The 19108-nt window shown below is 39.8% G+C and carries 19 protein-coding genes; 9 read left to right on the forward strand and 10 right to left on the reverse strand.

All coding sequences use genetic code 11. The features are described 5' to 3' along the window. Positions 1-7: 7 nt before the first annotated feature. Positions 8-856 carry a translation elongation factor Ts gene (gene tsf, locus HUU81_RS12680; protein ID WP_199609296.1) on the reverse strand — a complete coding sequence of 283 codons (849 nt, stop codon included), beginning with the start codon at positions 854-856 and terminating at the stop codon, positions 8-10. A gap of 104 nt (positions 857-960) precedes the next feature. After that, the gene (gene rpsB / locus HUU81_RS12685; protein WP_199609297.1) at positions 961-1686 is read right to left on the reverse strand and encodes a 30S ribosomal protein S2; all 726 of its coding nucleotides are present in this window, start codon (positions 1684-1686) and stop codon (positions 961-963) included. A gap of 397 nt (positions 1687-2083) precedes the next feature. Here rpsB and map point away from each other — a divergent pair, with 397 nt between their 5' ends. From map to dapD, 3 genes are all read left to right on the forward strand, one after another. After that, positions 2084-2872, forward strand: coding sequence for a type I methionyl aminopeptidase (gene map, locus HUU81_RS12690; protein ID WP_199609298.1), 789 nt, complete (start codon positions 2084-2086; stop codon positions 2870-2872). Positions 2873-2998: 126 nt separating this feature from the next. Next, positions 2999-5626 carry a [protein-PII] uridylyltransferase gene (glnD, locus tag HUU81_RS12695; protein ID WP_199609299.1) on the forward strand — a complete coding sequence of 876 codons (2628 nt, stop codon included), beginning with the start codon at positions 2999-3001 and terminating at the stop codon, positions 5624-5626. A 40-nt stretch (positions 5627-5666) separates the two neighbouring features. After that, positions 5667-6491, forward strand: a complete 825-nt coding sequence (gene dapD / locus HUU81_RS12700; protein ID WP_199609300.1) for a 2,3,4,5-tetrahydropyridine-2,6-dicarboxylate N-succinyltransferase — start codon at positions 5667-5669, stop codon at positions 6489-6491. Between the two features lie 71 nt (positions 6492-6562). Here dapD and truC read toward each other — a convergent pair whose 3' ends face one another. Further along, on the reverse strand, positions 6563-7336 hold the full coding sequence (truC, locus tag HUU81_RS12705; protein ID WP_199612057.1) for a tRNA pseudouridine(65) synthase TruC: 774 nt from the start codon (positions 7334-7336) through the stop codon (positions 6563-6565). A 16-nt stretch (positions 7337-7352) separates the two neighbouring features. Then, positions 7353-7664 carry a YqcC family protein gene (locus HUU81_RS12710; RefSeq protein ID WP_199609301.1) on the reverse strand — a complete coding sequence of 104 codons (312 nt, stop codon included), beginning with the start codon at positions 7662-7664 and terminating at the stop codon, positions 7353-7355. Positions 7665-7824: 160 nt separating this feature from the next. Between HUU81_RS12710 and HUU81_RS12715 the strand changes: the two genes are divergently transcribed. Both HUU81_RS12715 and HUU81_RS12720 read left to right on the forward strand, forming a co-directional pair. Continuing rightward, positions 7825-8856 (forward strand): DUF3549 family protein, encoded by a 1032-nt coding sequence (locus HUU81_RS12715; RefSeq protein WP_199609302.1) that lies wholly within the window; start codon positions 7825-7827, stop codon positions 8854-8856. A gap of 119 nt (positions 8857-8975) precedes the next feature. Continuing rightward, positions 8976-9284 (forward strand): DUF3301 domain-containing protein, encoded by a 309-nt coding sequence (locus HUU81_RS12720; RefSeq protein ID WP_199609303.1) that lies wholly within the window; start codon positions 8976-8978, stop codon positions 9282-9284. Between the two features lie 83 nt (positions 9285-9367). On the opposite strand, the gene HUU81_RS12725 is transcribed toward HUU81_RS12720, so the two are convergent. Continuing rightward, a complete protein-coding gene (locus HUU81_RS12725) occupies positions 9368-10000 on the reverse strand; it encodes a GNAT family N-acetyltransferase (RefSeq protein WP_199612058.1) in 633 nt (210 codons plus the stop codon). A 237-nt stretch (positions 10001-10237) separates the two neighbouring features. On the opposite strand from HUU81_RS12725, the gene HUU81_RS12730 reads away from it, so the two are divergent. Next, on the forward strand, positions 10238-10465 hold the full coding sequence (locus tag HUU81_RS12730) for a DUF2789 domain-containing protein (RefSeq protein WP_199609304.1): 228 nt from the start codon (positions 10238-10240) through the stop codon (positions 10463-10465). 117 nt (positions 10466-10582) lie between these two features. Here HUU81_RS12730 and HUU81_RS12735 read toward each other — a convergent pair whose 3' ends face one another. Further along, entirely contained in the window at positions 10583-10948 is a 366-nt protein-coding gene (locus HUU81_RS12735) for a DUF3192 domain-containing protein (RefSeq protein ID WP_199609305.1), read from the reverse strand. 203 nt (positions 10949-11151) lie between these two features. Between HUU81_RS12735 and HUU81_RS12740 the strand changes: the two genes are divergently transcribed. Both HUU81_RS12740 and HUU81_RS12745 read left to right on the forward strand, forming a co-directional pair. Beyond that, the gene (locus HUU81_RS12740; protein ID WP_199609306.1) at positions 11152-11502 is read left to right on the forward strand and encodes a hypothetical protein; all 351 of its coding nucleotides are present in this window, start codon (positions 11152-11154) and stop codon (positions 11500-11502) included. A 1-nt stretch (position 11503) separates the two neighbouring features. After that, on the forward strand, positions 11504-12277 hold the full coding sequence (locus HUU81_RS12745) for a Zn-ribbon-containing protein (protein WP_199609307.1): 774 nt from the start codon (positions 11504-11506) through the stop codon (positions 12275-12277). A gap of 43 nt (positions 12278-12320) precedes the next feature. Here the strand turns inward: HUU81_RS12745 and HUU81_RS12750 are convergent, their stop codons facing one another. From HUU81_RS12750 to syd, 4 genes are all read right to left on the reverse strand, one after another. Further along, complete coding sequence (locus HUU81_RS12750) at positions 12321-13580, reverse strand: metallophosphoesterase (RefSeq protein ID WP_233520626.1); 1260 nt, start codon at positions 13578-13580, stop codon at positions 12321-12323. Positions 13581-13749: 169 nt separating this feature from the next. Beyond that, positions 13750-16557, reverse strand: a complete 2808-nt coding sequence (locus tag HUU81_RS12755) for a TonB-dependent receptor (RefSeq protein WP_199609308.1) — start codon at positions 16555-16557, stop codon at positions 13750-13752. A 705-nt stretch (positions 16558-17262) separates the two neighbouring features. Beyond that, positions 17263-17541: a hypothetical protein gene (locus HUU81_RS12760; protein ID WP_199609309.1), complete on the reverse strand. Its 279-nt coding sequence runs from the start codon at positions 17539-17541 to the stop codon at positions 17263-17265. Between the two features lie 32 nt (positions 17542-17573). Continuing rightward, a complete protein-coding gene (syd, locus tag HUU81_RS12765) occupies positions 17574-18119 on the reverse strand; it encodes a SecY-interacting protein (protein ID WP_199609310.1) in 546 nt (181 codons plus the stop codon). Between the two features lie 77 nt (positions 18120-18196). On the opposite strand from syd, the gene queF reads away from it, so the two are divergent. Further along, positions 18197-19060, forward strand: a complete 864-nt coding sequence (gene queF / locus HUU81_RS12770) for an NADPH-dependent 7-cyano-7-deazaguanine reductase QueF (RefSeq protein WP_199609311.1) — start codon at positions 18197-18199, stop codon at positions 19058-19060. Positions 19061-19108: the final 48 nt, after the last annotated feature.

Genomic DNA, 19108 nt, shown 5'->3' on the forward strand with positions numbered 1-19108 from the left:
AAAAGAATTAACCTTTAGTCGCAGCGATTTGTGCAGCAACTTCAGCAGCGAAATCTTCTTCTTTCTTTTCGATGCCTTCACCAACTTCTAAACGTACGAACGTAGAAACTGATGCGCCTTTCTCTTTAAGAATTTCACCAACAGTTTTCTTAGGTTCCATGATGAATGCTTGACCAGTAAGAGAGATCTCACCAGTAAACTTCTTCATGCGACCAGTAACCATTTTTTCAGCGATTTCTGCTGGTTTACCTTCGTTCATCGCAATTTCGATTTGAACTTGACGCTCTTTCTCTACGATATCAGCTGGTACATCTTCAGGGTTAACATACTCTGGACGAGAAGCAGCAACGTGCATCGCTACATGCTTAAGTGTTTCTGCATCAGCTTCACCTGAAACAACAACACCAATACGCTCACCGTGACGGTATGCAGCAAGAGAAGAACCTTCAACATATTGAAGACGACGTACATTAATGTTTTCACCAATTTTAGCTACTAACTGTACACGCTCTTCTTCGAACTGTGCTTGTAAGTCAGCTACAGTCATTTTAGAAGCAATTGCAGCATCAGCAACTTTATTAGCGAATGCTAGGAAATTGTCGTCTTTAGCAACGAAGTCTGTTTGACAGTTCACTTCAACTAAAGCAGCAACACCATCAGCTTGTTTGATGATGATTGTACCTTCAGCAGCAACGTTGCCAGCTTTTTTAGCAGCTTTCGCTTGACCATTTTTACGCATATTTTCGATTGCTGCGTCAATGTCACCATTTGTTTCAGTTAACGCTTTTTTACAATCCATCATGCCAGCGCCAGTGCGCTCGCGTAGCTCTTTTACTAGGGCAGCAGTAACAGCCATTGTGATCTTCCTCAAGTATAATTTGGTTAAAGAATAAGGGAGCTTTCACTCCCATATTTTCTACATCAATTAATGCAGTTATATTACAACGTTTGAAAAACTGATTATTCAGCTTCTACAAAGTCATCTTCAGCTTGAACTTCGATGTTGTTGTTACGACCTTCGTTTACTGTCGTTGCAACTGCAGAAGTATAAAGTTGAATTGCACGAATCGCGTCATCGTTACCAGGAACAACATAATCAACACCGTCTGGTGCAGAGTTAGTATCAACAACAGCAATTACTGGGATACCTAGGTTGTTCGCTTCTTTAATCGCAATGTGCTCGTGGTCTGCGCCAATCACGAAGATTGCATCAGGAAGACCGCCCATGTTTTTAATACCACCAAGGCCTTTTTCAAGCTTTTCCATTTCACGAGTACGCATAAGCGCTTCTTTTTTGGTTAGCTTTTCAAAAGTACCGTCTTGGCTTTGTGCTTCAAGGTCTTTTAAACGCTTGATTGATTGACGAACTGTTTTCCAGTTAGTCAACATACCACCTAACCAACGGTGATTAACATAGAACTGATCACAGCTTACCGCTGCTTCTTTAATCGCTTCAGATGCTGCACGCTTAGTACCAACAAATAATACTTTACCTTTCTTAGCAGCTACGCTTTTAACAAAGTCTAAAGCATCATTGAACATTGGAACTGTATGCTCAAGGTTGATGATGTGAACACGGTTACGAGCACCAAAAATGAAAGGTTTCATTTTAGGATTCCAGTAACGAGTTTGGTGACCGAAGTGAACACCAGCTTGAAGCATGTCGCGCATAGATACGTGAGCCATTTTATATTCCTCTATAATTGGGGTTATGCCTCCATACATCCCATACTGCCGACTCACTTCTTATAACCCTAAAATAATAGCGTTAACGATGAAGAAATAAGCACCCCGGCGTACGTGTCGATGTATGTGTGATTAAAATTTAATTTCACCGCAATAAGTGCGGTTTATCGACTATGCGAATTTAGATAATCAAAAATAGAATTTGATTTACCTATTCGCGGCGCGCTTTATATCATATTCAAGCAGTTAATTTCAAGCACCAGTACTATTTTTGTACGATTATTATTTATGATTAATTTATACTATTTCATTTTTAGTAATGGCAATTAGCTATCAACATACAGGTAAACAACGTGTTACCATTAGCAGCAGCTGAACAAGTGTTATGAGGAAATAAATGAGCGTAATTATTAAAACACCTGAAGAAATAGAAAAAATGCGTGTGGCTGGCCGATTAGCTGCCGAAGTACTAGAGATGATTGAACCCCACATTCAACCAGGTGTTACCACAGAACAGCTTGATCAAATTTGTCATGACTATATCACTAAAGAGCAGCAAGCTATTCCTGCCCCGCTTAATTATCATGGTTTTCCAAAGTCTATCTGCACCTCTGTTAATCATGTTATTTGTCATGGCATACCAGCCGATAAAGCGTTAAAAAAAGGCGATATCATCAACGTTGATATTACAGTGATTAAAGACGGTTACCATGGCGACACGAGCCGTATGTTTTATGTTGGCGAACCAAGTATATTGGCAAAGCGCCTAACAGAAGTCACTCAAGAGTGTTTATATAAAGCCATTAACATAGTTAAACCAGGTACTACGCTTGGCGATATTGGCCATATTATTCAAACCCATGCAGAAAAACACAACTATTCAATTGTTCGTGAATATTGTGGTCATGGTATTGGTAAAGAATTCCATGAAGAACCTCAAGTAGTTCACTACGGCTCTCCGGGTAAGGGCTTAAAGCTTGAAGCGGGTATGTGCTTAACAATAGAGCCTATGGTTAATGCGGGTAAGCGGCATAGTAAATTAATGAAAGACGGTTGGACTGTACTCACTAAAGACCGCTCGTTATCAGCACAGTTCGAGCATACACTATTAGTAACTGAAAATGGCGTTGAAATATTAACTTTGCGTAGTGACGACACGATTGATAGAGTTATTTCGCACAGTTAAAACCTAGATTTGTAAGTTTAGGCTTTAGCAATTGTTAAGCCTAAACTACCTACAACCGACTGGCGTTCAACTTTTATTAATCTGCTTATATTAATTAGGTATTATTTAAGATTGTAAGGATTCTTTGTGGCCATTCCAGAACAACTGCTTTTCGATCTTCACCAACACAGCACCATAGACCAACTAAAAGAAACAAACGCACAATTTAATCACTGGCTATGTAATGCTTTTCAAGAATACCCAACAACCGAATTAGTAAAAGACCGCTCTGAGTTCGTTGATACACTCCTTAAAAAGCTTTGGCAAATATTTGAACTAGATAATGAACCAACACTTTGTCTTGCCGCTGTTGGTGGTTATGGCCGCGCAGAACTTCACCCTCGTTCAGATATCGATTTATTAATCCTGACTAGCGCGGAACCTAGTTTAGGCGCCGAAGAAAAGATTGGTAAGTTAATAGCTACATTATGGGACTTTAAGTTTGATGTAGGGCAAAGTGTTCGCACGGTTAAAGAAACCATCTATCAAGGCAAAAAAGACGTTACAGTCGCGACAAACTTGATGGAAATGCGTCATATATGTGGTCCAAAAAATGAATATACTCAACTTAAAGATGCCATTAGCAAAGATGATTTTTGGTCATCAAGAGGCTTTTTCATTGCCAAGAAAAAAGAACAAAATACACGCCATGAACAGTTTCATGGCACAGCTTACAGCCTAGAGCCTAACTTAAAAGCCACCCCAGGCGGACTACGTGATTTACAAACCATTGGCTGGGTGGCAAAAAAGCATTTTAATGTAAACACCTTTGCTCAACTTATCGAGCACGGTTATTTAACTCAAGAAGAATATCAAGAGCTATTAGAATGCCAAGACAACCTGTGGAATATTCGTTTCGCACTTCATGTGGCAGCAGGTAGAGCGGAAAACCGCTTGTTATTTGATTACCAGCCAGAAGTTGCAAAAGTACTAGGCTTTGGTGACGATGGAAAAATATCTGTTGAGCGCATGATGAAGCGCTTATTCCGTATCATGATGCGCGCAGCAGAATTAAATAAAATGCTACTCCAGCATTTTGAGATGGAAATATTAAAAAGTAAAAAGAACAAAACGCAAAAAATCATTGATGAAAACTTTATGATTTATGGCGACTTGATACAAGTCACTAACGACAGTGCCTTTTTAAAGCGCGGTAATATTCTATGGATGTTCTTACATATTGCCGATAATCCTTCCATTAAGGGAATTCATTCAGACACATTACGTTTAATGCGACAAGTGAGGCGAAGACTGATAGGCGACCTACAGGATTATGCTGAATGTCGCTTCTTATTTTTAAAGTTATTTCGCCACCCTAACGGCATGGGAACTGCTTTTACCCTAATGCATCAACATGGCATTTTATCTGCCTATTTTTCGTTGTGGAAAAACATTGTTGGTCAAATGCAATTTGACTTATTCCATGCGTATACCGTGGATGAACACACACACCGTTTAGTAAAGTATTTATATCGTTACTTTCTTCCTGAGTTTAAAAGCGAATTTCCGATATGTCATGAAATTGCGCGAAAATTAAATAAACCAGAGCTATTGTTTTTAGCAGGTATTTTTCACGATATTGCAAAAGGCCGCGGTGGCGATCATTCAGACTTAGGTGCCATTGATGCCATGGAGTTTTGTCGTAGCCATAAAATGCGCGAAGCCGACAGTGAATTGATAGCATGGCTAGTACAAAACCACCTATTAATGTCTACTACTGCACAGCGCAAAGATATTCAAGATCCTGAAGTTATTCAAGGCTTTGCTGATCAAGTCAAAGATCAGCGACATTTAGACTATTTATACCTGTTAACTGTTGCCGATATTCGCGCAACAAATGACAACCTTTGGAATGATTGGAAAAACAGTTTATTCAAACAGCTTTACCAATATACAACGACTGCATTTATGCATGGTGAAAAACGCACCATGGACATACGATTAAAAGCAAAAGAAAATCGTCAAGATGCAAAAGCACTCATTTTAGAGCGTGGTTTTGATGAAAGTGATATTGATGCTGTTTGGACTAATTTAAAGGCGGATTACTTCGCCAAGAACCCTGCGAATAAAATATCGTGGGAAACACGTGAAATTATTAAACATACAGATAAAGAAACTCCACTGGTACGGGTAAGCAAAATGCCTATCCAAGGTGGTACCTTAGTGTTTGTTTATACCAAAGATCAGCCTGACTTATTTGCTGCGGTCGTAAGCGCATTAAGAAGTAAACGAGTTTCTATTTTTGACGCACAAATCATGCGTACGAAAGATGGCTACGCCCTAGATAGCTTTGTTATTTTAGAACCGAATGGTAAAGCCGTTACCTCCCAGTCGCGCATCAATAGTATAAAAAGTATTATTCAGCGCGCGTTAAAAAATAGAAATACCGTTAAAAACATTAAACATCGTTTATCGCGCAAGCTAAAACAATTTGACGTGCCACCCAAAATTAAATTTCTTCGTACATCGGCTAAAAACCGCACCTTAGTTGAAATTGTTTCATTAGATATGCCAGGATTACTGGCGGAAATTGGCGAAGTATTTTTAGCATGTAACTTACAATTACATTCAGCCAAAATAACCACCATTGGTGAACGCGCAGAAGATATTTTCATGCTTTCAGATGAAAATGATAAAGCATTGACTAAAGAAAAAAAGCAACATTTAAAGGAAACGGTACTTACACACCTTTCCAAACTATCAGAAATTACATAATCTGAACCAACTATTATTAATACAGCAATTAGGAACAGTCATGTCAGCTATTAAAGACATTATTGAACACGCATTTGAAACCAGAAATTCATTTACCGCAGAGACTGCCAGCCAAGAAGTGGTCGACGCCGTAAATAACGTTATGACCATGCTTGATAGCGGTGAAGCTCGTGTCGCTGAAAAAATATCAGGCGAATGGGTAGTACATCAGTGGTTAAAAAAAGCGGTATTACTGTTCTTTAAACTCAATGAAAACAAGCAAATTAACGGCGAAGAAACCCAGTACTGGGACAAAGTACCATTAAAATTTAGTGACTATACGCCAGAACAGTTTCAACAAGAAGGCATGCGCGTTGTCCCACCAGCAGTAGCACGAAAAGGGGCTTACATCGCTAAAAACGTTATCTTAATGCCATCGTACACTAACATCGGCGCTTTCGTAGATGAAGGCACCATGGTAGACACATGGGCAACTGTTGGCTCGTGTGCGCAAATTGGTAAAAATGTTCACTTATCGGGTGGTGTTGGCATTGGTGGTGTATTAGAGCCATTACAAGCTAATCCAACGATTATTGAAGATAACTGCTTTATTGGTGCACGTTCAGAAATTGTAGAAGGCGTGATTGTTGAAGAAGGCTCTGTAATATCAATGGGCGTTTATATTAGCCAAAGCACACGGATATATGACCGTGAAACAGGGCAAATTCATTACGGCAGAGTGCCAGCAGGCTCAGTAGTCGTATCAGGTTCACTACCGTCTAAAGATGGTACTCATAGTCTTTATGCCGCCATCATCGTTAAAAAAGTAGATGCGCAAACGCGTGCTAAAGTTGGCGTAAATGCGCTACTTCGTGGTGTAGAGTAATTGGTAAATACTTATAGATAGCGTTGTCATTTAGCCAGCCTAGTGCTGGCTAAATTTAACTATCTGCGCGTCTAAACAACGTCCTTCCACCCCAACCTTTCAAACAACATTTCACACTCGCTGCCAAGGGATGCGGCCACTTTTACACGCTCGCCTGTTACAGGGTGATTAAATTCAATATCTTTGGCAATGAGCAGCAAGCGGCTTAAATCATAATGCTCACGGAACATAGTATTATGTTTGCCATCGCCGTACGTGGTATCCCCCACGATTGGATGAAAGATATGCTTCATGTGTCGCCTGAGTTGATGTTTTCTTCCTGTTTTAGGAAACAGTTCAACCAACGAATAACGCGAACTTGGATATCGGCCGACAGCGACTGGTAGCTCACATTGCTGCAAACAGTTGTAACGGGTAACCGCGGGTTGAGCAGGCTTATCTTGTGCCGCTTTCTTATCTGTCATTTTATCTGGCATTTCAACCAGTGGATAATCTATTTCGTCGTTACCGTTAACAAAGCCGCGCACCACGGCTAAGTATCGCTTTTGCACCGTATGCTCAGCAAATTGCTGTGAAAGCTTTGCCGCAATCTCTGATGATAGCGCCATCACCAATACGCCCGAAGTTGGCTTATCCAAACGGTGCACAGGATAAACATATTGACCAATTTGATCGCGAACTATCTGCATAGCAAATCGCGTTTCATTTTTATCAATCATGGAACGATGCACCAATAACCCAGAAGGTTTATCAACCACCACTAAATATTCATCTTGATAAAGAATGTCCAACTGCTCTGTACTACTCGTAGAGATCTCCGTTAAGCTATCTGCAGATGCTGGCATTAAAGGTTCAGTCATCTTATTTCCCTAACAATTCATCAAACTGTCTACAAATCAAAATAAGCGAACTGTACTCCTTTAAGTGCTCTGTTTCTTCCGCCATAGGAGCTATCGCAATACTTGTTGGTAATGGCTGCTTTTGCTCAACTAACATCGTCATTCGCGGAATAAAAATAAACTGTAACCATTGCTCAAAACGTAATGTGTCATAACAGAAGGGTTGCTGGCTGCGTAACGCCTCTTGTGTTGGTGGCGTTGATTGCCACAATTTCAATGCGTTAAGTTCTTCCGTAAGCTGAATTAATAAGTTCGCTGTTTGTTGGTGTTTCATAGTCGGTCACAGATAAAGAAGTAGATATTTGGATCATAATCAAAACCACCTTATAATGCAGCCCCAATTATGTTTAGCAAACCATATCCTTGCAGAGCATAACTATTTGCCAGCACTGGTAACCTAACAATACCGAACACAATTTTTAATAAGAGATGTTATGACTGACTCGATTTCTACTATTTCCGAACTACTTAACGCTGCTGGTGCAAATTGGCGAATTTTCGACATGGGTAGAAAAGTTCAGAAAATCACGAGCAAAGATTTCTTAGCAATTGAAGATACCAGTATTCCTTATCCGTACCCAATTCAACAGCATGCATTTTTTGCTGTACTTTTTTGGCAAAAAGAGCAAATTAAGGCTCCTTTTATTTGGTTCTTAAAAATGCCATTGGACGAGCAAAGTAAACTGAATCAAGCCGCACGCAATCATTTTGCCACGATGGTACTTGAGTCATTGGGAAAAAACTTTATTAACGAAGCGCAAACTGGCGAAGAGCTGAATAACAACCCGTATGTATTTACGCCAAATCAGAATAAGCTCGCGTTGTTTAATGCCATAGTAAAAGTAGAGTTAAAGCAACCTGCTTCGCAATATTACGAGCATACACGTGATTATTTATCAGGTGTACTGGGATGGGAAAACTGGCAAGGTGTTGGCTTACAAGGCTTAGCTGATATATCGCAACGACTAAGCTTTGAAAATAATGAAGCCATCATTCGTGATGCCATTGACGAGATCCCTTATGATGTAAAAGCACCACTTGCAGCCATGCTAGAAAGCGCAAACATTTCAACCGAGTTTGCTGAGCTACTACTTGAAAAAATTAATACCGCCATTATTAATAATGAGAGCCAAGATTTAATTACCTATCTGCGCATGTTATCTAACAGCAGTGCATCTGGCATTAAATCACAAGCAGTGAGCGCTATTTTAAACAGCCAACTAGCCAATCAGATAGATGTGCTAAGCGTAATTGCCGGAAGAATGTGGTCAGTATTAGTTGATGAGGAATTAACACTTACCTATTTAGAGCAGCTTGCAACAAATGAACAGGGCTTTGTGATATTTCAAGGCTTAGTGGCTGACTTAGTCGCAATACCAACAGTAAGACCGTGGCTTTTGCGCGCTTTACGCGTTGAGCACAAATCACCAAAATTAACAGAAATGGTTGGTCAACTTTTTCGCTAAGTCGTACCTACACGGGGTTGCGCGCTCCTAAAGACGGCAGATCGGCGAGTAAAAGAGTACTCACCTTGATAACTAGGTTTACGTTACCATTCAGTAACTTCACAGTGAGGTAAGCATCAGTGCTGCTTGAACATATTTTTTTACTGCTTTTTGCTTTGTTAATTATTTGGGCGTTCTGGTATCAACGCTCATTAGCTGAAATTGCTAGAAACTTTGCTCAGCAGCATTGCCAACAGCGTCAAGTTCAATTCATCTCTATCGCATTAGTTAAGCGTGGGTTTACAAGAAATAAACGCGGTACATTAACACTTAAAACAGAATTCAATTTTGAGTTTAGTGGCGATGGAGAGTCTAGATACGAAGGACAAATAATTTTAATTGGTAAGCAACTGGCTGATATTCAAATGCCAGCGTATAAATCACTGTAATGTAAGATTTATCGATATAGCAGCCAATAGCATTCAGTTTTGTTATTTCTATTTGCTGCTATGTTCAATCACATCTAAGTTATCTAACGCTGTTTTTCACGAAACATTAATGTGCCCTGCACATCACCAATCGTTAATGTATCTACTTCTTGATACATATCATCATTAAAAAAGCGCTTATTACTTTCTATCGTTACTAGTACGCCAATTCCTTGTGTATCTTTATGCTGATCAACAACATTATCAACCGCGCGCATTAAATAATGGCCCAAACCATGGTGTTGATGCTGGGGATGAACGGCAATGAATGCTAACAGATGGTAATTGTCATAATTGAGCGCATCTTTAATTCGCTTTTCTTTTTCAATCATCTGACGCGTACTTACTACGCCAGCGGTCAACAGCATTTTTAGTCGCCAGTGCCAAAACCGTTCTGCACCAAAACCTGCGTCTGGCTCTATCAAACACGCTACGCCAAGTAAGTGTTCGCCTGAAAATAACCCCACTATAGGCTGCTGATCAGCACAGAATGTATTAAGTTCTTCACGTATGGCAATACGGAGCCTTTTTTCATAATCAATTTCATTTGCATTGAAAATACTCATAAACAAAGGGTCGTCATGATATGCCTGATACAACAATGACGCCGCTAATCGCATGTCTTCTGGCATCAAATACATGGCTTTAATCTCACCGTTCGCCGGTGTTAACCCCATTAACACATCACTAGACAACGCACTTGAATCACTATTTTCATTCGCATTTTCATTGACCGACAGACTCATATAAACATTCCTTCGAAACACTTAATGTAAAACCACCTTAGCAATTGTATAAAACTTAAACAAGCATCAAATTAGGTTCTATAATATACACAAAGCATTGAAGATTGAGCCAACTGGCCTCATGTCTATTTACATAACGAATATAAATAACCGCCGAGGTGACTAATTATGGATACATTTACGCACGATATTCCTCACTTATTTCAACAGTTAGGAATGGAGCACGATGCGGATTCGATCAAAGAATTTTGTAAAAACCACCGCTTACCTAATGGGGTGGCCATTGAAGACGCCAGTTTTTGGAATCCATCTCAAGCTGCATTTTTGCGTGAAAGCAAACTGGAAGATGCAGACTGGGCTGAAAGTGTAGACACCCTAGACACCATGCTGCGTTAAGCAATGGGTTTGTTTGTTGAAAAACTAATCCAAAGATAAAAAATACCCCATTTACTTTCGTAAAATGGGGTATGGTCCGGGATTGGGAGTTATAAATTAGAAATTGTCGCTAAATCATTATAGGCGGCTGTACGCTTTCTCTCCCCAGCCTACTAAACGCCCTTCTTTAAATACTAATGGTGTACACTCTTCTTTAGTCGTTCTACCGTCTGATTTATGCTTGTGAGTACGGTAGAAAAGTACTTTTACTGTATTTCCTTGGTATTCATGAAGCTCACTAAAGTCTGCAACACCTAATTTGTCTTGAATTTGTTCAACTGACTCATTGCCATTTAAACCTGCAATAACTTTACGATTAGATTCTTGAGTTTCCTCCCAAGAAGAATGATGATCGCCTCTAAAGTCATCATTAACCGCAACAACACAGCCTGAAAGTGAGAATACGAGTGGTAGTGAAAGCAATAGAGCGGGATACTTTTTCATTGTTATTCCTTATATTTATCTTACTTCTTATTTGAGTAATGCTAAGAGTTAAAGCAAAGTTAAGACCAATATTGAAATAATTGTAACCGACTGATTTAATTAAATAAAAATAAACATGCATTTTTTAATACTTATATTAATAAGCATTTTAAGCTAAAATTTAGTGTAAATGGCTACTTTATTGTCTTAAGGTTCAATTTAATATGGCGAACATAGAACAACAAATTTTTGCAATTGCTAACCAATTAAAAGCGAAAGGAGTCGAACCCACTACGGCGCTAATTAAAACACGCTTATCCAAACCTATGCCCTTACCCTTTATCATTCAAGTACTTAAAGCATGGAAAGCAACCCCACCAGAACAGTTACTCAATATGAAAGACGATGTAATTGAAAGTAGTCAACAGAATGAAGAAAAGCCCACACCTGATAGCCAACAACTAGCTATTGAACTCGCACACACAAGAAAAACTGTTGTTGAATTACAACAGCAAGTCAGCAGCCTCGAGGCTAAATTAGATCAAGTACTCATGTTATTGAAGGGCAAAAACTAAGATGTATGTTGTAGAGCTAAATTTTGAGTGTTTTGAAGATACCACCATCAACGCGGTTGAGACGGCTATTCGTGCGTATTTTGATGCCTTACGTAATAATGGCCAGATTTTAGGACGTGAATTTAATACCGCCATGCAAGAAGGTGTATTTGTAACGCGCGTAGTATGCCCAGAACAAGACTCGCTGCATGTTGATAATAATAGCGCCATCGTTAATCATACTATCAATGGGTTAAATACTGCGGGAGTGCTTGCACCAAAAATTAAAGTGATTGGTGTGGAATTACAGTCTGATCATACCGATCCCTGTACGCCACCCGAGTTTATGATTTTGTACACTACCTTTGTACATACCTGTTCGCCGCTTCGATGTGGTGAGCACTTTTCACCTGTGCCATTGTATCGTATTCCACCTATTGCTAACGGTGATCATAAACGACTATTAAAATGGCAGGAAGACTGGGAAGCGTGCGACCAAATACAAATGAATGGCGCTAACAAAGTTGAGTTTGCCGCATTAAATGAACTTTCTAATTTAAATACAGATCTATTTCGTAAAGGACAAGATTTATGCAAGCGCATTAAATGCCTAACGGGGATCCCTGTTTATTACTATTTATATCGCGTTGGTGGTGAAAGCAAAGAGTCTGAACACCACCGTTTATGCCCTTCATGTAACAGCGAATGGAAATTACCTGAACCGCTGCATGGTATTTTCGATTTTAAATGTGATAACTGTAAATTACTTTCTAATATCTCGTGGGATTTTCAGTAACTGTAAATGTATTAAGACATTTTTCATAGGCTCAAGTGCATGGCTATTGCCATGCACTTCTGTGTTTAAATGAAAAACTTTGTTCAAACTTAACCGAGCCATATTCACTGGCATCATCAGGTCGATGCGGCGTTGTAATATAGCTCACGCGCATTTCGTTGGTTTGATTGTGCAGCACAATGTGTGCAAAGCCCCAAACAAAACTCTTAGACCAAATGAGTTCATATTCCGGATATTTCTTCTCTTGCTGTTCAGCAAATGGCGTATGCTTACCCCGCATTTTAGAAGCGGCACCACTGATGATCAGTGGTAAAGGTGGCCTATTACTTTTAAGTAGAGGCGCTTGATTATCTGTATGTACTTGAGAGCAATCATCCGTCAATAATTCTAAATCGTGCTCATGCCCCGCAATGTAAGCATCAGCATAATGACAAAGTGTCGGCATAAGTAGTTTGCGAAGCACATGCCCTTCAGCATATTTAGTCCCCCCGATAGACCACAAAATATGGTGGCCATAAACTATTTTCCACTTCGCCGTTGAGCTCGCTAACCCTTGTTTTAGCCACATTAGTTGCTTTTCATCTTCCCTACTCACGGGGGCTTCATGCAACTCAATATCCTCTAACTCAGCGGTGCCATTTTGTATAGCGACTGCTAACTCTCCCTCACTACCATCAGGATTTAGCGGTACTTCATAGTAGCGCTGTCCTGCTAACAGCATATTGGTGTCTAATACAAAAAACTCTACGCTATTTTCAGCTTGCCCAATTGTGTAGCTGTAATAGCCTTGCTCACCAATTGTAAAGTTTGGCTGCTTGTTCATCCATTCTATTTGCTTAGCCACACCTTTACGTGAAGACTTCCAGTCGTGATTACCAAGGGCTGAATATACCACTAGCTCAGGCGCTTGCTCGAACAACGGTAATAAAGGCGATAAGATTAGATCGTTCATCCTTTTTTGATCATCTTTACCGTCATCAGCATCAGCACCATCTGGATAAATATTGTCACCTAACTGAATTGCAAAGTCGCATGGGTTGGACTTACACCATTGCGCCATGGCTTTACCAACAGGTATCGCCCCGCTTTTTTCAGTGGCAATGCCAGAGTCTTGATAAATATGAATAGGAGCATGATCAAATTCATCTTCAGGCCGGTGATCTTCAAGCCACTCTTGCAACTCACTTCTTAAGAATTGTTCCTTACTTTTAGGATTTTCAAGCACTTTTTTCTTTGGGTAATCAACACTATAACCACCATCACCAAATGCTAGAAATGATATCGACTGCTCACTGTCAGGCATGGTTGTGGCATGTATAAGATGAGACTGCCCCTGAGGTAGAGATTGAAAGCTATTAGGTACTATGGATTGACTGCAACCCGCAATGAGCACCATGACACACGTTAATCCCGTCATTTTGAAACGACTACCGTTAAAACATTCTATTTTTTTCATTGCCAGTAACACTTAATTATAATGAGTTAATCGAAAAGCCTAATTCAAAAGCGCGTCCATATTCTTCGTACTGATAACTGTACTGGCGCGCACCGTGAAACACGCGGTATGGTTCATTCGTTACGTTAACCGCATTAAAGTAGAGTTGAATGGTGTCAGAAAAATAGTACTTACTACTGAAATCTATTTGTGTGTGTGAATCTTCATACACCCCTGCATTATTATCTTCAAACATGAAGCTTTTACTTTTATACGTCGCACTTAGCCTCAAACTCACGGTATTATTTTCAAACCCTAATAGCATATTAGCAACAGTATCAGACTGGTTGGGTAAGGTATCTTCAGCATCCACAAACGTGCCATTCAGTCCCAGCATTAATCCTGATTCAAATGTTTTATGCCAAGCTAGCTCCACCCCCGTTAAACTGGTGTTTGCTCCATTAACAGGTTGAATCACTTCTTTAAAGCCAGACCATTGTCCATTATCTTGCACTTCTTTTTTGACAATGAAGTTATCAATATCTTTGTAAAAAATACCTGCTGAAATAACGCCTATGTGCTCAGGATAGTACTCAAGTGATAGGTCAATATTATTCGACTCATACGCTGCTAATTGAGGATTTCCAACTTCCGCTTTGCGCTCTGTTTCAACAATTCCCTCCTCACTGGTTACTTCCGTTTCTATTAACTGTGAAGCAGCTGAATCAGAAAAGCTTGGTCGCGCTAGGGTTTCGGTATAAGCAAAGCGTGCTAGTAAACTATCTGAAAAGTCATACTTAATATTTAAACTAGGTAAAATGTGATGATATTCTTGCTTAACAACCCATTGGTTGATATTCACACTTTGAGCATCGTTTACATCATCAACTAATAGCTCGACTTGATTGCCATTGGTTTCAAACTCTGTATCTTCAAACCTTACGCCTGCCACAAAGTGCCAACGATTAATGTCAGCCGAAAGCATGCCATACAGCGCGAAAATATGCTCATTACTGTCGTATGATGCGCCTGCACTTTCAATGCTGGATTCTTGCACATTAATGTCAAACATGGCGCTATTATTATTGATATATTGACGTATTAATTCACGCGATAGACCTGGGCCAAAATCACCTAAATTATATTCTTGATTAGCGGTACCAAATGCAGAAGCAAGTACATCACTGTCATTCAGATCAAAGCTGCCATCAAATACCGTCAAACTTGCATTATTGAATTTCTCACGGTGGCGATACTTTGCACCAGCTTTCCACTGCATGTTGTAATTTTGCCAAATAAACTCTTTCGTGAGATCAAAACGAATACTCGCCTCTTCATCTTCGGTTAAATTATCTTCCTGAGTAATTTCGTCTAGCTTAAACTGTTGAAGTGAATGGGCATCATTCGACTGGACTAGTAAGGGGTAGGTACGAGTATTTTGATAACCCACATGTAAATTTTTTCCTCTAAAGCTTGCATCAATACGGTTTGGCTCACTTTCACTCGCTTTAGAGTACCCTACACTGTACTCCATCAAATAGTCATCTATTTGGTGTTCCGCCCCTGCGACTATTGAAACAATTTTCTGTACTTCATAGCGGTCTTTCGTATCACGATCCATCTCCGCATTTACAAAGCTAGCGTTATTAATGCTTAACGAGCTGCTATCAATCGCCCCTTTATCAAATTTATACTCATTTCTTAATCGGTATTCATCATCAGAAAATTCGCTATATAGCGTTCGTAAGTAAAATTTATCATCGAATGATGGGCGCAAGTCAAAATTTAAGGCAAAGCCTAAACGCTCACGTTCAATGTTATAAATGCGCTGTTCAACCTCTACTGCGCCAAATACTTCAACATCTTGCCCTGTAATGCTGTCTTCAAATTGATAATGAGACCAGCCACCATCCGTTTCTGTATTGTGTGAACCAAACTTGCGGTTGAACCATGAAAGTGCGGTTGCTACGCCTAGTTCAACGCCATTATTTAATTCATATATATCGCTGTAGCCTGCTGACAATTTAGGGCTAGACTCGTCAAACAACACATTATGAGAAACTTGCGAGGTAAAGCTATAACTTTGTGCTTGTCGGTCAAACGCGCTAAGGCTTTTCACTTCAATAGAACCGCCCACCGCACTCGCATCCATATCGGGTGTTACCGTTTTGCTCACTTCCAAACTGCTGATTAACTCACTCGGCAATACATCCATTGCAACACTTCTTACACCTGCCTCTGGCGAGGGAACATTTAAGCCGTTAATCGTTACATTATTTAAATTTGGATCAATACCACGAATACCTACAAATCGCCCTTCGCCTTGGTCACGTTGAATAAATAACCCGGGCAAGCGTTGCAATGCTTCAGCGGCATTTTGATCAGGCAATTGGCCAATCGCATCACTGCTGACCACAGAAAGTTGATTTAATGCGTTTTTCTGACGGCTAAATGCTCCCGCCTGACCGCCTCGCTGGCCATAAACCACAAGATTTTCAATATCTGATTGAGTACTAGCGATTACGTAATTTTTAATCGCTGGCTTTTCGTTGGTTACTGTAATTTGCTTAGTTGTTGCAGGCACGCCAACATAGTGAATAATCACGGTGTAATCACCTGCTGGTAAATTATCAAAGCGAAACGAACCATCTCGCTCAGTCACAGCTGAGCGCTTTAGTTCAACAATTTCAACTTTTGCCCCTTCAAAATACACTCTCTGGCTTGAATCAGTAATACGCCCTGAAAACACATTATTATCATCACTTGCCAAACTAGGTATTGAACTCATTAATGCCACACTACAAGCAACAGCAAGTAAGCTAGGACGTAAATTACATTGAATCATAAGTGCTCTCGATATTATTTGCGGTTTATTGTGTTACTGATCGAACAGCCATAACGACCTCAGATAATCAGTATTTTTAATGCCGGGAGAAGGTAGCGGATGAATGTGACAAAAGTATGCTTTATTTTTTACTAAAAGGTGACAGTTACTATTAACTCTCACTTTTAATTATTCCCTAATACCAACCACATCCAAATAAGACGATGGATTGCTATAACTTGGTGCGCAGCTGCACCAAAGTAGCACTCATTTTATCTTTTGTTTACTCATTTAAAGGCGTGCGGTTATAAAAATCAGTGAGTTAGAAAATGGCATTTAATTTGCTTTTCTATCATTGAGTGTTTAATGGATCCAAAGATCCTAAACACGGTAAAGCAGTAATAATAACAACCCTTTGTTTAGAGGAATTGTCATGTTACATATTGATGAGCTATTTAAAAACCTGTGTAACGAATGTTACTCCATTCTTCACATCGGCATAAGTCAGTGGGATGTAGATGATGAAAATTTCAAGCCTTAAATTATTCAGCATGTACGCCATGCACTCAGCCATTAATGGTTGCGACTCGCGAAGGCTGGGTTTCGCTATAAAAGCAAAACGACTGCAAGTGATTGCCAAGCATCCACGACGATGATACTTGCCAAAATCGATTAACTTTATTTGAAATAAATAATAACCCTTCGCAAGCAGCGGAGGGTTTATGCTTATAAGAATGATCTAATGTATTTAAGACTTTCTTCAAGGTAAATCAGCCTGACACCAGTTATCATTTGAAGTTCAGCAGCCATGCCTGAAGACCCTTTAACTTTTGCTGCACTGCGATAATCTGGTAACAAAGATTCGAGTTCAGATACTAGCTCACTAATACTATATTCTGCTAGTAAAGCGTCTAGTCCACTAATTATTTCTGAGGGCATACCGTGATACCCCCAAACTCTAACTACCAGTAACTTATCAATTTTTTTCCTTATAGCGTTGTTCACAAGTACTCCAATTACTCTATAATTACTCGAACTTACAATACGGGCTCTAAGTCATCAATAAACTCTGCCAAAGAGCTTGCCACGGTTTGATGTGGCTCTTTCCCAACATATTCCAGCACTACCGCGCCAGTTTCATTATCAACACTTAAAATTAAGTCGTCTTCATCGGTTAAGCCAATAAATACGGTAAGTGACTGCTTTAGTTTATCTTTCATCATTAAATGGCCGATAACATTTTGCTGCAAACGCTCAACGTCTTTATCGCTCCACACACCTAGTAAATTCATTTCACCGCGTTCATGTTTTGCATTCACGTTATCAGCGTAAAAACTACCGTAAAAGTCTTTTATATCCTGATGAAGAGTAAACCCAAGCGCCGATTCGATGTTTGAAAAATCATTAGCACTTGTTTGTTCCACGGGTTTCCATTGGATAAGATTCACTTTTTCCGTCCCCGCTATCTCGCAGGGTGACGGCCAGTCTTTATCTTGTTGCACTTGCTGCCAATGACCAATTTCTTTTTTGCACATTTGTTCGTATCGGTTATAAAAGTCGGTAAGCGCCTTTTTTACTGTCATCTTTACATTCTCTATTATTTTTACGCTACAATGTTGCGCATATTAAACCTTATTAAACTTAGGTTACAGCACAAGTTATGACAGACCAACATTACCAATCTAACTTACAAAATATAGCGTTAGGAAAAACCACCGAATATAAATCGAATTATGACCCAACGCTACTATACCCAGTTCCACGTAAGCTTAATCGTGACCAACTTGCCGCCCAATATCTTTCCAACATGCAAGGCACCGATATTTGGCATGGTTACGAGCTCTCTTGGTTAAACGTTAAGGGCAAACCTCAAGTTGCTTTAGCAACGTTTAGTTATAGCGCAGCTACAGCCAACATTGTCGAATCTAAATCATTCAAATTGTATTTAAATAGCTTTAACCAAAGCCGCTTTAATTCTGCTGATGAAGTGAAAGGCATATTAGAAAAAGATTTAAGTGCATTGGTTGAAGGTGCGGTAACAGTAGCCATCCACCAGCCAGATGACATTAGCACGTTTAAGCTTAATGTTTTACCCGGTAAGTGTATTGACGAACTGGATATTGAAATAGATCAGTATGACTTACAGCCTGATTATCTAGCAGATGCGACTACAAGCGCGATTACCAGCAACAATTCTGTGATTACTGAGACCGTACATAGCCATTTACTCAAATCTAATTGCTTGATCACCAGCCAGCCTGATTGGGGCTCAGTGGTTATAGAGTACACAGGCGCAGCGATTAATCACGAGAGTTTGCTAAAATACTTAATTAGTTTTCGTATGCATAACGAGTTTCATGAACAATGCGTTGAGCGAATTTATGCCGATATCATGCAGCACTGTAAACCTGAGAAGCTAAGTGTCTATGCACGCTACACACGTCGTGGAGGGTTGGATATCAATCCTTTCCGTTCAAATGTTCATTTAACACCGCCTTGGGCTGTACGCACTAATAGGCAGTAAATAGATTCAAGTCAAAGAAAAAGGGAGCATTAACATGCTCCCTTTTAT

This window comes from Flocculibacter collagenilyticus, assembly GCF_016469335.1.
In the GTDB taxonomy this organism is placed as follows: domain Bacteria; phylum Pseudomonadota; class Gammaproteobacteria; order Enterobacterales; family Alteromonadaceae; genus Flocculibacter; species Flocculibacter collagenilyticus.

What these genes read in the sequence shown, in the direction of transcription:
- tsf (WP_199609296.1), bottom strand. Translation starts at nt 856, where the DNA reads ATGGCTGTTACTGCTGCCCTAGTAAAAGAGCTACGCGAGCGCACTGGC.
- rpsB (WP_199609297.1), bottom strand. Translation starts at nt 1,686, where the DNA reads ATGGCTCACGTATCTATGCGCGACATGCTTCAAGCTGGTGTTCACTTC.
- map (WP_199609298.1), top strand. Translation starts at nt 2,084, where the DNA reads ATGAGCGTAATTATTAAAACACCTGAAGAAATAGAAAAAATGCGTGTG.
- dapD (WP_199609300.1), top strand. Translation starts at nt 5,667, where the DNA reads ATGTCAGCTATTAAAGACATTATTGAACACGCATTTGAAACCAGAAAT.
- truC (WP_199612057.1), bottom strand. Translation starts at nt 7,336, where the DNA reads ATGCCAGCATCTGCAGATAGCTTAACGGAGATCTCTACGAGTAGTACA.
- HUU81_RS12710 (WP_199609301.1), bottom strand. Translation starts at nt 7,664, where the DNA reads ATGAAACACCAACAAACAGCGAACTTATTAATTCAGCTTACGGAAGAA.
- HUU81_RS12715 (WP_199609302.1), top strand. Translation starts at nt 7,825, where the DNA reads ATGACTGACTCGATTTCTACTATTTCCGAACTACTTAACGCTGCTGGT.
- HUU81_RS12725 (WP_199612058.1), bottom strand. Translation starts at nt 10,000, where the DNA reads ATGGGGTTAACACCGGCGAACGGTGAGATTAAAGCCATGTATTTGATG.
- HUU81_RS12730 (WP_199609304.1), top strand. Translation starts at nt 10,238, where the DNA reads ATGGATACATTTACGCACGATATTCCTCACTTATTTCAACAGTTAGGA.
- HUU81_RS12735 (WP_199609305.1), bottom strand. Translation starts at nt 10,948, where the DNA reads ATGAAAAAGTATCCCGCTCTATTGCTTTCACTACCACTCGTATTCTCA.
- HUU81_RS12740 (WP_199609306.1), top strand. Translation starts at nt 11,152, where the DNA reads ATGGCGAACATAGAACAACAAATTTTTGCAATTGCTAACCAATTAAAA.
- HUU81_RS12745 (WP_199609307.1), top strand. Translation starts at nt 11,504, where the DNA reads ATGTATGTTGTAGAGCTAAATTTTGAGTGTTTTGAAGATACCACCATC.
- HUU81_RS12750 (WP_233520626.1), bottom strand. Translation starts at nt 13,580, where the DNA reads ATGCCTGACAGTGAGCAGTCGATATCATTTCTAGCATTTGGTGATGGT.
- HUU81_RS12755 (WP_199609308.1), bottom strand. Translation starts at nt 16,557, where the DNA reads ATGATTCAATGTAATTTACGTCCTAGCTTACTTGCTGTTGCTTGTAGT.
- syd (WP_199609310.1), bottom strand. Translation starts at nt 18,119, where the DNA reads ATGACAGTAAAAAAGGCGCTTACCGACTTTTATAACCGATACGAACAA.
- queF (WP_199609311.1), top strand. Translation starts at nt 18,197, where the DNA reads ATGACAGACCAACATTACCAATCTAACTTACAAAATATAGCGTTAGGA.